Genomic DNA, 14,569 nt, shown 5'->3' on the forward strand with positions numbered 1-14,569 from the left:
TCGCTCTCAAGACTTATTTTTGACAAGGAGAGACGGAAAATGGCGACAGAGAAGCTATCACCCGGCATGCAACAGTATGTGGATATTAAAAAGCAATATCCAGATGCGTTTTTGCTCTTTCGGATGGGTGATTTTTATGAATTATTTTATGAGGATGCGGTCAATGCTGCGCAGATTCTGGAAATTTCCTTAACGAGTCGCAACAAGAATGCCGACAATCCGATTCCTATGGCGGGTGTCCCCTATCATTCTGCCCAGCAGTATATAGATGTCTTGATTGAGCAGGGCTATAAGGTAGCTATCGCAGAGCAGATGGAAGATCCTAAACAAGCAGTTGGGGTTGTGAAACGAGAGGTTGTTCAGGTCATTACGCCAGGGACAGTGGTCGATAGCAGTAAGCCAGACAGTCAGAACAACTTCTTGGTTGCTATAGATCGAGATGGCAATCAATTTGGCTTAGCTTATATGGACCTGGTGACGGGTGACTTTTATGTGACAGGTCTTTTGGATTTCACGCTGGTTTGTGGGGAAATCCGTAATCTCAAGGCGCGAGAAGTGGTGCTGGGTTATGACTTGTCTGAGGAAGAAGAACAAATCCTCAGTCGTCAGATGAATCTGGTGCTTTCATATGAAAAAGAAGGCTTTGAAGACCTTCATTTACTGGATTCACGATTGGCATCTGTGGAGCAAGCGGCATCTAGTAAATTGCTCCAGTATGTTCATCGAACTCAGATGAGGGAATTGAACCACCTCAAGCCTGTTATACGCTATGAAATCAAGGATTTCTTGCAGATGGATTATGCGACCAAGGCTAGTCTGGATTTGGTTGAGAATGCTCGTTCAGGAAAGAAGCAAGGTAGTCTTTTCTGGCTTTTGGATGAAACCAAGACGGCTATGGGAATGCGTCTCTTGCGGTCTTGGATCCATCGTCCCTTGATTGATAAGGAACGAATCGTCCAACGTCAAGAAGTGGTGCAGGTCTTCCTCGACCATTTCTTTGAGCGTAGTGATTTGACAGACAGTCTCAAGGGTGTCTATGATATCGAACGCTTGGCTAGTCGTGTTTCTTTTGGTAAAACCAATCCCAAGGATCTCTTGCAGTTGGCGACCACCTTATCCAGTGTGCCACGGATTCGTGCGATTTTAGAAGGGATGGAGCAACCTGCTCTAGCTTATCTCATCGCACAATTGGATGGAATCCCTGAGTTGGAGAGTTTGATTAGCGCAGCGATTGCTCCTGAAGCTCCTCATGTGATTACAGATGGAGGAATCATTCGGACTGGATTTGATGAGACTTTAGACAAGTACCGTCGCGTTCTCAGAGAAGGGACTAGCTGGATTGCTGAGATTGAGGCTAAGGAGCGAGAAAATTCTGGTATCAGCACGCTCAAGATTGACTACAATAAGAAGGATGGCTACTATTTCCATGTGACCAATTCTCAACTGGGAAATGTGCCTGCTCACTTTTTCCGCAAGGCGACGCTGAAAAACTCAGAACGTTTTGGAACCGAAGAATTAGCCCGTATCGAAGGAGATATGCTGGAGGCGCGTGAAAAGTCAGCAAACCTAGAGTATGAAATTTTTATGCGCATCCGTGAGGAAGTCAGTAAGTATATCCAGCGTTTGCAGGCTCTAGCTCAAGGAATTGCGACAGTTGATGTCTTACAGAGTCTGGCGGTTGTGGCTGAAACCCAGCATTTGATTCGGCCAGAGTTCGGAGAGGATTCGCGAATTGATATCCAGAAAGGGCGCCATGCTGTCGTTGAAAAGGTTATGGGGGCTCAGACCTATATTCCAAATACGATTCAGATGGCAGAAGATAATACCAGTATTCAACTGATTACAGGGCCCAACATGAGCGGAAAGTCAACCTATATGCGTCAGTTAGCCATGACGTCGGTTATGGCCCAGATGGGGTCTTATGTGCCAGCAGAAAGCGCCCATTTACCGATTTTTGATGCGATTTTTACCCGTATCGGAGCAGCAGATGACTTGGTTTCAGGTCAATCAACCTTCATGGTAGAGATGATGGAGGCTAACAATGCCATTTCGCATGCGACCAAGGACTCTCTCATTCTCTTTGATGAATTGGGACGGGGAACTGCAACTTATGACGGGATGGCTCTTGCTCAGTCTATCATCGAATACATTCACGAGCATATCGGAGCCAAGACCCTCTTTGCGACCCACTACCATGAGTTGACTGGTCTGGAGTCCAGCTTGAAACATTTAGTCAATGTTCACGTGGCAACCTTGGAGCAGGATGGGCAGGTCACCTTCCTTCATAAAATTGAACCAGGACCAGCTGATAAATCCTACGGTATCCATGTTGCCAAGATTGCTGGCTTGCCAGCAGACCTTTTAGCAAGGGCGGACAAGATTTTGACTCAGTTAGAGAATCAAGGGACAGAAAGTCCTGCTCCCGTGAGGCAAACAAGTACTGTCACAGAACAAATTTCTCTCTTTGATACGGCAGAAGAGCATCCTATCCTAGCAGAATTAGCTAAACTAGATATTTACAATATGACACCTATGCAGGCTATGAATGTCTTGGTCGAGTTAAAACAAAAATTATAAAGAATGAATTACTTGTCATTCTAGCTGTATCAAGGATACTTCTTTGACAAGTCCCCACTTTTTTGCTAGAATAGCATCACACAAACAGAATGAAAAGGAGCTGACACATTGTCGCTCCCTTTTGTCTATTTTTTAAGGAGAAAGTATGCTAATTCAGAAAATAAAAACCTACAAGTGGCAGGCCTTGGCTTCGCTTCTGATGACAGGCTTGATGGTTGCTAGTTCACTTTTGCAACCGCGTTATCTGCAGGAAGTCTTAGACGCCCTCCTTGCTGGGAAATATGAAGCCATTTATAGTATCGGGGCTTGGTTGATTAGTGTGGCTTTGGTCGGTCTGGTTGCTGGTGGGCTCAACGTTGTCCTCGCAGCCTATATTGCCCAAGGAGTTTCATCTGACCTTCGAGAGGATGCCTTCCGTAAAATCCAAACCTTTTCTTATGCCAATATTGAACAATTTAATGCGGGAAATCTAGTCGTTCGCATGACAAATGATATCAACCAGATTCAGAACGTCGTCATGATGACCTTCCAAATTCTTTTTAGACTTCCACTCTTGTTCATCGGTTCGTTTATCCTTGCGGTTCAAACTTTACCGTCTCTGTGGTGGGTGATTGTTCTCATGGTGATCTTGATTTTTGGTTTGACTGCTGTCATGATGGGAATGATGGGGCCTCGTTTTGCCAAGTTTCAAACCCTTCTTGAGCGCATCAATGCCATTGCCAAGGAAAATCTGCGTGGCGTTCGCGTGGTCAAGTCTTTTGTCCAAGAAAAAGAGCAGTTTGCTAAGTTTACGGAGGTTTCAGACGAGCTTCTCGGTCAAAATCTTTACATCGGTTATGCCTTTTCAGTAGTGGAACCTTTCATGATGTTGGTCGGTTATGGGGCGGTATTCCTCTCTATTTGGCTAGTTGCAGGGATGGTTCAGTCGGAACCGTCAGTTGTTGGCTCCATTGCTTCCTTTGTCAATTACCTTAGCCAGATTATCTTTACCATTGTCATGGTTGGATTTTTAGGAAATTCTGTCAGCCGTGCCATGATTTCCATGCGTCGTATTCGAGAAATTCTTGACGCAGAGCCAGCCATGACCTTCAAGGATGTCCCAGATGAAGAGTTGGATGGAAGTCTTAGCTTTGAAAATGTAACCTTTACCTATCCAATGGATAAGGAACCGATGCTGAAAGATGTGAGCTTTACCATCGAGCCTGGTCAAATGATTGGTGTAGTTGGAGCGACTGGTGCAGGGAAGTCAACCTTGGCTCAATTGATTCCACGTCTCTTTGATCCGCAGGAAGGGGCTATCAAAATAGGAGGCAAGGATATTCGAGAAGTGAGTGAAGGAACCCTGCGTAAAACAGTTTCTATCGTTCTCCAACGTGCCATTCTCTTTAGTGGAACGATTGCAGATAACTTGAGACAGGGTAAGGGAGATGCCACTCTATTTGAAATGGAGCGCGCAGCCAATATTGCCCAAGCCAGTGAATTCATTCATCGTATGGAGAAAACCTTTGAAAGTCCAGTTGAGGAACGGGGAACCAATTTCTCAGGTGGGCAAAAACAAAGGATGTCGATTGCGCGTGGGATTGTCAGCAATCCACGTATTCTGATTTTTGACGATTCGACCTCAGCCTTGGATGCTAAGTCAGAGCGCCTTGTTCAAGAAGCCTTGAATAAGGACTTGAAGGGAACGACAACTATTATCATCGCGCAAAAGATTAGCTCGGTTGTCCATGCAGACAAGATCTTGGTTCTAGATCAAGGGCGATTGATTGGTCAAGGTACGCATGCAGACTTGGTTGCCAACAATACCGTTTACCGTGAAATCTATGAAACACAGAAAGGGAAGGAGGAGTAAAATGAAGACAGTTCATTTTTTTTGGAATTATTTTAAAGTCTATAAGCTATCATTTGTAGTTGTTATCCTGATGATTGTTCTGGCGACTCTTGCCCAAGCTCTCTTTCCGGTATTTTCTGGACAAGCGGTAACAGAGTTAGCTAATTTAGTTCAAGCTTATCAAAATGGCAATCCAGAACTTGTTTGGCAAAGCCTATCAGGAATCATGGTCAATCTTGGTCTGCTAGTTTTGGTTCTATTTATCTCCAGTGTGATATACATGTGTCTCATGACGCGCGTGATTGCAGAATCGACCAACGAGATGCGCAAAGGCCTCTTTGGCAAGCTTGCTCGGTTGACTGTTTCTTTCTTTGACCGCCGACAAGATGGCGATATCCTGTCTCGTTTTACCAGTGATTTGGATAATATCCTCCAAGCTTTTAACGAAAGCTTGATTCAGGTCATGAGCAACATCGTTCTATACATTGGTCTGATTCTTGTCATGTTTTCGAGAAATGTGACGCTGGCCCTCATCACTATTGCCAGTACACCAGTGGCCTTTCTCATGCTGATTTTTATCGTGAAAATGGCACGGAAATATACCAACCTCCAGCAGAAAGAGGTAGGGAAGCTCAATGCCTATATGGATGAAAGTATCTCAGGTCAAAAAGCCGTGATTGTGCAAGGTATTCAAGAGGATATGATGGCAGGATTTCTTGAACAAAATGAGCGCGTGCGCAAGGCAACCTTTAAAGGAAGAATGTTCTCAGGAATTCTTTTCCCTGTCATGAATGGGATGAGTCTGGTCAACACAGCCATCGTTATCTTTGCTGGTTCAGCTGTACTTTTGAATGATAAGTCTATTGAAACAAGTACCGCCCTAGGTTTGATTGTTATGTTTGCCCAATTTTCACAGCAGTACTACCAGCCTATTATCCAAGTTGCAGCTAGTTGGGGAAGCCTTCAGTTAGCCTTTACAGGTGCTGAACGGATTCAGGAAATGTTTGACGCAGAGGAAGAAATTCGACCTGAGAAGGCGCCAATCTTCACTAAGTTACAAGAAGGTGTTGAAATCAGTCATATTGATTTTTCATACTTACCTGATAAACCTATTTTGAAAGATGTCAGTATTTCTGCACCTAAAGGTCAGATGACAGCGGTTGTTGGTCCGACAGGGTCAGGGAAAACGACTATTATGAACCTCATCAATCGCTTTTATGATGTTGATGCTGGTGGTATTTATTTTGATGGAAAAGACATTCGTGACTATGACTTGGATAGTCTCAGAAGCAAGGTGGGAATTGTCTTGCAAGATTCGGTCTTATTTAGCGGAACGATTCGAGACAATATCCGTTTCGGTGTGCCAGATGCTAGTCAAGAAATGGTTGAGGCAGCAGCCAAGGCAACCCACATTCACGACTATATCGAAAGCTTACCTGATAAGTACGATACTCTTATCGATGATGATCAAAGCATCTTCTCGACAGGACAAAAGCAATTGATTTCTATCGCTCGAACCCTGATGACAGATCCAGAAGTTCTCATTCTAGATGAAGCAACTTCAAACGTAGATACGGTGACAGAAAGCAAGATTCAGCATGCCATGGAGGCGGTTGTAGCAGGCAGAACTAGTTTCGTCATTGCCCACCGTTTGAAGACCATCCTCAATGCAGACCAGATTATTGTCCTTAAAGATGGAGAAGTCATTGAACGCGGTAACCACTATGAACTTTTGAAACTAGGTGGCTTCTATTCAGAACTCTATCACAATCAATTTGTTTTTGAATAAGAAAAAAGTTGTCCCCTTGGGCAGCTTTTTCTTGTTCATAAAAAATATTTATCACGGACTTAAAAAAAAACATATTAGACGAAAGGCATTTTGAGTGATATGATAGGACTATCGTTATACTCAATGAAAATCAAAGAGCAAACTAGGAAGCTAGCCGCAAGCTGTACTTGAGTACGGTAAGGCGACGCTGACGTGGTTTGAATTTGATTTTCGAAGAGTATTAACATTCGAAAGGAGAGACATCATGACTAGAACGGTTGTAGGAGTTGCTGCAAATCTATGTCCCGTAGACGCGGAAGGAAAAAACATTCATTCATCTGTATCTTGTAGATTCGCAGAGAGCATTCGTCAAGTCGGCGGTCTCCCTTTAGTCATTCCTGTTGGTGATGAGTCAGTCGTGCGCGATTATGTAGAAATGATTGACAAGCTTATCTTGACAGGTGGCCAAAATGTCCATCCTCAGTTTTATGGAGAGAAAAAGACCATCGAGAGCGATGATTACAATCTGGTCCGTGATGAATTTGAATTGGCACTCTTGAAGGAAGCTCTTCGTCAGAATAAACCAATTATGGCAATCTGTCGCGGTGTTCAACTTGTCAATGTTGCCTTTGGCGGCACCCTCAATCAAGAAATCGAAGGTCACTGGCAAGGCCTGCCTTTCGGAACATCTCATTCTATTGAGACAGTAGAAGGAAGCGTGGTGGCTAAGCTATTTGGAAAAGAAAGTCAAGTCAACTCCGTCCATCGTCAAAGCATTAAAGATTTGGCACCTAATTTCCGTGTAACTGCTATTGATCCAAGAGACCAGACCATCGAAGCGATTGAGTCTATCGATGAGCACCGCATTATCGGTTTGCAGTGGCATCCAGAGTTTCTGGTTAATGAAGAAGATGGCAATTTAGAACTATTTGAGTATTTATTGAATGAATTGTAACGACTGGGACATCTGGTCGTTCTTTATTTTATTTTTTCAAAATTTTTGGAATGTGGCATTTTTACGCAAACGTTTGAATTCTGATAAAAATTGGAGAAATTCGACAAAAAAACTTGAAAAAAACGAAGGTAAGCGTTATGATAGAAAAGAAGAAATATTGGAGGAATAACATGTCACATATTAAATTTGATTATTCAAAAGTTTTAGACAAATTTGTTGCACCACATGAAGTGGAATACATGCAAGCACAAGTAACAGCAGCAGATGAATTGATCCGTAAAGGAACTGGTGCTGGTAGCGACTTCTTGGGATGGTTGGACCTTCCTGAAAACTACGACCGCGAAGAATTTGACCGCATCTTGAAAGCTGCTGAGCAAATCAAGTCAGACAGCGATGTTTTGGTTGTAATCGGTATCGGTGGATCTTACCTTGGTGCCAAAGCAGCAATCGATTTCTTGAATCACCACTTTGCAAACTTGCAAACAAAAGAAGAACGTAAAGCTCCACAGATCCTTTACGCAGGAAACTCAATCTCATCTACTTACCTTGCTGACTTGGTAGAGTATGTTGCAGACAAAGACTTCTCAGTAAACGTGATTTCTAAATCAGGTACAACAACTGAACCAGCGATCGCTTTCCGTGTTTTCAAAGAACTCTTGGTTAAGAAATACGGTCAAGAAGAAGCAAACAAACGTATCTATGCAACAACTGACCGCCAAAAAGGTGCTGTTAAGGTTGAAGCAGACGCTAACGGTTGGGAAACATTTGTTGTTCCAGATGATATCGGTGGACGCTTCTCAGTATTGACAGCCGTTGGTTTGCTTCCAATCGCAGCATCAGGAGCTGACATCAAAGCCCTTATGGAAGGTGCGAATGCAGCTCGCAAAGACTACACTTCAGATAAAATCTCTGAAAACGAAGCTTACCAATACGCAGCAGTTCGTAACATCCTTTACCGTAAAGGTTATGCAACTGAGATCTTGGTAAATTACGAGCCATCACTTCAATACTTCTCAGAGTGGTGGAAACAATTGGCTGGTGAATCAGAAGGAAAAGACCAAAAAGGTATCTACCCAACTTCAGCCAACTTCTCAACTGACTTGCACTCACTTGGTCAATTTATCCAAGAAGGAACTCGTATCATGTTTGAAACAGTTGTCCGTGTTGACAAACCTCGTAAAAACGTGATTATCCCTAGCTTGGAAGAAGACCTTGATGGACTTGGTTACCTTCAAGGAAAAGACGTTGACTTTGTAAACAAAAAAGCAACTGATGGTGTTCTTCTTGCCCACACAGATGGTGATGTACCAAACATGTACGTGACTCTTCCAGAGCAAGACGCTTTCACTCTTGGTTATACAATCTACTTCTTCGAATTGGCTATCGCTCTTTCAGGTTACTTGAATGCTATCAACCCATTTGACCAACCAGGTGTTGAAGCTTACAAACGTAACATGTTTGCCCTTCTTGGAAAACCAGGATTTGAAGAATTGAGCAAAGAACTTAACGCACGTCTATAATAGAAGAAAAGAGTGGCTTGTCCACTCTTTTTACTCTCTTTATCCATAGAAATTGGCCTCAGCCAAGACTTGTGATATAATATAGAGAGCAAAAAGGCAGACGCCTAGAGACTTTATAGGAGAAACTATGTCAAAAGATATTCGCGTACGTTACGCACCAAGTCCAACAGGACTACTACACATCGGAAATGCCCGTACAGCATTGTTCAACTACCTTTATGCACGTCATCACGGTGGAACTTTTATTATCCGTATCGAAGATACTGACCGTAAACGCCATGTCGAAGATGGTGAACGTTCACAACTTGAAAACCTTCGTTGGTTAGGTATGGATTGGGATGAAAGCCCAGAAACACATGAAAATTACCGCCAGTCTGAGCGTTTGGACTTGTATCAAAAATTCATCGATCAATTGCTAGTTGAAGGAAAAGCCTACAAATCTTACGTTACAGAAGAAGAGTTGGCAACTGAACGCGAACGCCAAGAAGCAGCTGGTGAAACACCTCGCTACATTAACGAATACCTTGGTATGAGTGAAGAAGAAAAAGCAGCTTACATCGCAGAACGTGAAGCAGCTGGTATCATTCCAACAGTTCGTTTGGCGGTCAATGAGTCAGGTATCTACAAGTGGCATGATATGGTTAAAGGTGATATCGAATTTGAAGGTGGCAATATTGGTGGTGACTGGGTTATCCAAAAGAAAGACGGTTACCCAACTTACAACTTTGCCGTTGTCATCGATGACCATGATATGCAAATTTCTCACGTAATCCGTGGAGATGACCACATTGCTAATACACCAAAACAGCTTATGGTCTATGAAGCACTTGGTTGGGAAGCTCCAGAGTTCGGTCATATGACCTTGATTATCAACTCTGAAACTGGGAAAAAATTGTCTAAACGTGACACCAACACCCTTCAGTTTATCGAAGACTACCGTAAAAAAGGTTATTTACCAGAAGCAGTCTTTAACTTTATTGCTCTTCTTGGTTGGAACCCAGGTGGCGAAGATGAAATCTTCTCTCGTGAAGAACTCATTAAACTTTTCGATGAAAACCGCCTGAGCAAGTCTCCAGCAGCCTTTGACCAGAAAAAACTCGACTGGATGAGCAATGATTATATCAAGAATGCAGACCTAGAAACTATCTTTGAAATGGCAAAACCATTCTTAGAGGAAGCAGGCCGTTTAACTGACAAGGCTGAAAAATTAGTTGAGCTCTATAAACCACAAATGAAATCAGTAGATGAGATTATCCCATTGACAGATCTCTTCTTCTCAAATTTTCCAGAATTGACAGAAGCAGAGCGCGAAGTCATGGCGGGAGAAACAGTCCCAACAGTTCTTGAAGCCTTCAAAGCAAAACTTGAAGCGATGACAGATGATGAATTTGTAACAGAGAATATCTTCCCACAAATCAAAGCTGTTCAAAAAGAAACAGGTATCAAAGGGAAAAATCTCTTCATGCCAATTCGCATCGCAGTTTCAGGTGAAATGCATGGACCAGAATTGCCAGATACTATCTTCTTGTTAGGCCGTGAAAAATCAATCCAGCATATCGAAAACATGCTAAAAGAAATCTCTAAATAAGAAGGATGCAACAATGGATATCTGGGAAAAGATGTACGAAGAAGCACAGAAATTGTATAATCCACATGAAGTATCTGATTTTGTTTATGCGAATCATGTCGTTGCCGCAGTAGAAGCAGAAGATGGACAAATATTTACAGGATTCTGTATGGAGGGAACCTGTGGTGTTTTCCATCTCTGCGCAGAGCGGGCAGCACTCTTCAATATGTACCAATTTTCGGGACAAACTAAGGTTAAAAAAGTCTTAGCCTTTCGAGAGCAACCACCTTATGGTGGAAGTTCGGGTATGCCTTGTGGCGCTTGCAGAGAGTTCCTCTTAGAGTTGAACGCTGAAAATAAGGACGCAGAAGTCATGATGGACTACAATAGAAGAAAGACGGTTAAAGTTGCAGAACTAATGCCCTATTGGTGGGGAGAAGAACGTGCTTCTAAGTTTAATAATCAATAGAAGAGTCAGTATAATTCTGGCTCTTTTTACTTAATTTGAAAAAAACAGAAAAAGTAGTTGACAAGTCTGAAAAAGTCTGTATAATAGTAAGAGTTGAAAACAACTCTGGTCCGTTGGTCAAGGGGTTAAGACACCGCCTTTTCACGGCGGTAACACGGGTTCGAATCCCGTACGGACTATGGTATGTTGCGGTTGAGGCACTTGATGAAAAAAAGTTAAAAAAGTTTCAAAAAAGTGTTGACAAGCGAAAGCGACTGTGATATACTAATATAGTTGTCACTTGAGAGAAGCAAGTGACAAAGACCTTTGAAAACTGAACAAGACGAACCAATGTGCAGGGCACTACAACAATTGTTGTAGTACTGAACAATGAAAAAACAATAAATCTGTCAGTGACAGAAATGAGTGAGAACTCAAACTTTTAATGAGAGTTTGATCCTGGCTCAGGACGAACGCTGGCGGCGTGCCTAATACATGCAAGTAGAACGCTGAAGGAGGAGCTTGCTTCTCCGGATGAGTTGCGAACGGGTGAGTAACGCGTAGGTAACCTGCCTGGTAGCGGGGGATAACTATTGGAAACGATAGCTAATACCGCATAAGAGTAGATGTTGCATGACATTTGCTTAAAAGGTGCAATTGCATCACTACCAGATGGACCTGCGTTGTATTAGCTAGTTGGTGGGGTAACGGCTCACCAAGGCGACGATACATAGCCGACCTGAGAGGGTGATCGGCCACACTGGGACTGAGACACGGCCCAGACTCCTACGGGAGGCAGCAGTAGGGAATCTTCGGCAATGGACGGAAGTCTGACCGAGCAACGCCGCGTGAGTGAAGAAGGTTTTCGGATCGTAAAGCTCTGTTGTAAGAGAAGAACGAGTGTGAGAGTGGAAAGTTCACACTGTGACGGTATCTTACCAGAAAGGGACGGCTAACTACGTGCCAGCAGCCGCGGTAATACGTAGGTCCCGAGCGTTGTCCGGATTTATTGGGCGTAAAGCGAGCGCAGGCGGTTAGATAAGTCTGAAGTTAAAGGCTGTGGCTTAACCATAGTACGCTTTGGAAACTGTTTAACTTGAGTGCAAGAGGGGAGAGTGGAATTCCATGTGTAGCGGTGAAATGCGTAGATATATGGAGGAACACCGGTGGCGAAAGCGGCTCTCTGGCTTGTAACTGACGCTGAGGCTCGAAAGCGTGGGGAGCAAACAGGATTAGATACCCTGGTAGTCCACGCCGTAAACGATGAGTGCTAGGTGTTAGACCCTTTCCGGGGTTTAGTGCCGCAGCTAACGCATTAAGCACTCCGCCTGGGGAGTACGACCGCAAGGTTGAAACTCAAAGGAATTGACGGGGGCCCGCACAAGCGGTGGAGCATGTGGTTTAATTCGAAGCAACGCGAAGAACCTTACCAGGTCTTGACATCCCTCTGACCGCTCTAGAGATAGAGTTTTCCTTCGGGACAGAGGTGACAGGTGGTGCATGGTTGTCGTCAGCTCGTGTCGTGAGATGTTGGGTTAAGTCCCGCAACGAGCGCAACCCCTATTGTTAGTTGCCATCATTCAGTTGGGCACTCTAGCGAGACTGCCGGTAATAAACCGGAGGAAGGTGGGGATGACGTCAAATCATCATGCCCCTTATGACCTGGGCTACACACGTGCTACAATGGCTGGTACAACGAGTCGCAAGCCGGTGACGGCAAGCTAATCTCTTAAAGCCAGTCTCAGTTCGGATTGTAGGCTGCAACTCGCCTACATGAAGTCGGAATCGCTAGTAATCGCGGATCAGCACGCCGCGGTGAATACGTTCCCGGGCCTTGTACACACCGCCCGTCACACCACGAGAGTTTGTAACACCCGAAGTCGGTGAGGTAACCTTTTAGGAGCCAGCCGCCTAAGGTGGGATAGATGATTGGGGTGAAGTCGTAACAAGGTAGCCGTATCGGAAGGTGCGGCTGGATCACCTCCTTTCTAAGGATAAGGAACTGCGCATTGGTCTTGTTTAGTCTTGAGAGGTCTTGTGGGGCCTTAGCTCAGCTGGGAGAGCGCCTGCTTTGCACGCAGGAGGTCAGCGGTTCGATCCCGCTAGGCTCCATTGGTGAGAGATCACCAAGTAATGCACATTGAAAATTGAATATCTATATCAAATAGTAACAAGAAAATAAACCGAAAACGCTGTAGTATTAATAAGAGTTTATGACTGAAAGGTCAAAAAAATAAGGTTAAGTTAATAAGGGCGCACGGTGGATGCCTTGGCACTAGGAGCCGAAGAAGGACGTGACAAACGACGATATGCCTTGGGTAGCTGTAAGTAAGCGATGATCCAGGGATTTCCGAATGGGGGAACCCAACAGGTACTACCTGTTACCCGCATCTGTTAAGGATGTGAGGAGGAAGACGCAGTGAACTGAAACATCTAAGTAGCTGCAGGAAGAGAAAGCAAAAGCGATTGCCTTAGTAGCGGCGAGCGAAACGGCAGGAGGGCAAACCGAAGAGTTTACTCTTCGGGGTTGTAGGACTGCAATGTGGACTCAAAGATTATAGAAGAATGATTTGGGAAGATCAGCCAAAGAGAGTAATAGCCTCGTATTTAAAATAGTCTTTGTACCTAGCAGTATCCTGAGTACGGCGGGACACGTGAAATCCCGTCGGAATCTGGGAGGACCATCTCCCAACCCTAAATACTCCCTAGTGACCGATAGTGAACCAGTACCGTGAGGGAAAGGTGAAAAGCACCCCGGGAGGGGAGTGAAATAGAACCTGAAACCGTGTGCCTACAACAAGTTCGAGCCCGTTAATGGGTGAGAGCGTGCCTTTTGTAGAATGAACCGGCGAGTTACGTTATGATGCGAGGTTAAGTTGAAGAGACGGAGCCGTAGGGAAACCGAGTCTGAATAGGGCGAATTAGTATCATGACGTAGACCCGAAACCATGTGACCTACCCATGAGCAGGTTGAAGGTGCGGTAAGACGCACTGGAGGACCGAACCAGGGCACGTTGAAAAGTGCTTGGATGACTTGTGGGTAGCGGAGAAATTCCAAACGAACTTGGAGATAGCTGGTTCTCTCCGAAATAGCTTTAGGGCTAGCGTCGACATTAGAGATTCTTGGAGGTAGAGCACTGTTTGGGTGAGGGGTCCATCCCGGATTACCAATCTCAGATAAACTCCGAATGCCAATGAATTATAGTCGGCAGTCAGACTGCGAGTGCTAAGATCCGTAGTCGAAAGGGAAACAGCCCAGACCACCAGCTAAGGTCCCAAAATAATTGTTAAGTGGAAAAGGATGTGGGGTTGCACAGACAACTAGGATGTTAGCTTAGAAGCAGCTATTCATTCAAAGAGTGCGTAATAGCTCACTAGTCGAGTGACCCTGCGCCGAAAATGTACCGGGGCTAAAACAATTTACCGAAGCTGTGGATACCTTTATAGGTATGGTAGGAGAGCGTTCTATGTGTGATGAAGGTGTACCGTGAGGAGTGCTGGAACGCATAGAAGTGAGAATGCCGGTATGAGTAGCGAAAGACAGGTGAGAATCCTGTCCACCGTAAGACTAAGGTTTCCAGGGGAAGGCTCGTCCGCCCTGGGTTAGTCGGGACCTAAGGAGAGACCGAAAGGTGTATCCGATGGACAACAGGTTGATATTCCTGTACTAGAGTATGTAGTGATGGAGGGACGCAGTAGGCTAACTAAAGCAGACGATTGGAAGTGTCTGTCTAAGCAGTGAGGTGTGAACTGAGTCAAATGCTTAGTTCTATAACATTGAGCTGTGATGGGGAGCGAAGTTTAGTAGCGAAGTTAGTGACGTCACACTGCCAAGAAAAGCTTCTAGCGTTTAAACATACTCTACCCGTACCGCAAACCGACACAGGTAGTCGAGGCGAGTAG

Annotated in this window: 7 protein-coding genes, 2 tRNA genes and 2 rRNA genes (1 of these 11 cut by a window edge); all 11 read left to right on the forward strand. The window is 44.5% G+C overall.

The genetic code is table 11. From position 1 onward, the window contains the following. The first annotated feature begins 39 nt into the window (after window positions 1-39). On the forward strand, window positions 40-2,577 hold the full coding sequence (mutS, locus tag QMQ21_RS09300) for a DNA mismatch repair protein MutS (protein WP_261814343.1): 2,538 nt from the start codon (window positions 40-42) through the stop codon (window positions 2,575-2,577). A 145-nt stretch (window positions 2,578-2,722) separates the two neighbouring features. Next, complete coding sequence (gene patA / locus QMQ21_RS09305) at window positions 2,723-4,429, forward strand: multidrug efflux ABC transporter subunit PatA (protein ID WP_261814344.1); 1,707 nt, start codon at window positions 2,723-2,725, stop codon at window positions 4,427-4,429. Between the two features lies 1 nt (window position 4,430). Then, complete coding sequence (gene patB, locus QMQ21_RS09310) at window positions 4,431-6,197, forward strand: multidrug efflux ABC transporter subunit PatB (protein ID WP_261814345.1); 1,767 nt, start codon at window positions 4,431-4,433, stop codon at window positions 6,195-6,197. A gap of 244 nt (window positions 6,198-6,441) precedes the next feature. After that, the gene (locus tag QMQ21_RS09315; RefSeq protein WP_033687443.1) at window positions 6,442-7,131 is read left to right on the forward strand and encodes a gamma-glutamyl-gamma-aminobutyrate hydrolase family protein; all 690 of its coding nucleotides are present in this window, start codon (window positions 6,442-6,444) and stop codon (window positions 7,129-7,131) included. Window positions 7,132-7,301: 170 nt separating this feature from the next. Continuing rightward, window positions 7,302-8,651, forward strand: a complete 1,350-nt coding sequence (locus QMQ21_RS09320) for a glucose-6-phosphate isomerase (RefSeq protein ID WP_049551029.1) — start codon at window positions 7,302-7,304, stop codon at window positions 8,649-8,651. A 127-nt stretch (window positions 8,652-8,778) separates the two neighbouring features. Continuing rightward, window positions 8,779-10,239 (forward strand): glutamate--tRNA ligase, encoded by a 1,461-nt coding sequence (gltX, locus tag QMQ21_RS09325; protein WP_261814346.1) that lies wholly within the window; start codon window positions 8,779-8,781, stop codon window positions 10,237-10,239. A 13-nt stretch (window positions 10,240-10,252) separates the two neighbouring features. Continuing rightward, on the forward strand, window positions 10,253-10,687 hold the full coding sequence (locus QMQ21_RS09330) for a cytidine deaminase family protein (protein ID WP_261057391.1): 435 nt from the start codon (window positions 10,253-10,255) through the stop codon (window positions 10,685-10,687). A gap of 107 nt (window positions 10,688-10,794) precedes the next feature. After that, window positions 10,795-10,866 (forward strand) — tRNA-Glu (locus QMQ21_RS09335). Window positions 10,867-11,107: 241 nt separating this feature from the next. Further along, window positions 11,108-12,654 (forward strand): 16S ribosomal RNA (locus QMQ21_RS09340). A gap of 51 nt (window positions 12,655-12,705) precedes the next feature. Then, window positions 12,706-12,778, forward strand: a tRNA-Ala gene (locus QMQ21_RS09345). A gap of 125 nt (window positions 12,779-12,903) precedes the next feature. Continuing rightward, a 23S ribosomal RNA gene (locus QMQ21_RS09350) occupies window positions 12,904-14,569 on the forward strand; it runs 1,236 nt beyond the window's last position. Together the 16S and 23S rRNA genes with 2 tRNA genes alongside form the textbook arrangement of a ribosomal RNA operon.

This window comes from Streptococcus bouchesdurhonensis (genome assembly GCF_948472335.1).

Excerpts from the sequence above, each read along its gene's own strand:
- mutS (WP_261814343.1), top strand. The coding sequence starts at position 40 with ATGGCGACAGAGAAGCTATCACCCGGCATGCAACAGTATGTGGATATT.
- patA (WP_261814344.1), top strand. The coding sequence starts at position 2,723 with ATGCTAATTCAGAAAATAAAAACCTACAAGTGGCAGGCCTTGGCTTCG.
- patB (WP_261814345.1), top strand. The coding sequence starts at position 4,431 with ATGAAGACAGTTCATTTTTTTTGGAATTATTTTAAAGTCTATAAGCTA.
- QMQ21_RS09315 (WP_033687443.1), top strand. The coding sequence starts at position 6,442 with ATGACTAGAACGGTTGTAGGAGTTGCTGCAAATCTATGTCCCGTAGAC.
- QMQ21_RS09320 (WP_049551029.1), top strand. The coding sequence starts at position 7,302 with ATGTCACATATTAAATTTGATTATTCAAAAGTTTTAGACAAATTTGTT.
- gltX (WP_261814346.1), top strand. The coding sequence starts at position 8,779 with ATGTCAAAAGATATTCGCGTACGTTACGCACCAAGTCCAACAGGACTA.
- QMQ21_RS09330 (WP_261057391.1), top strand. The coding sequence starts at position 10,253 with ATGGATATCTGGGAAAAGATGTACGAAGAAGCACAGAAATTGTATAAT.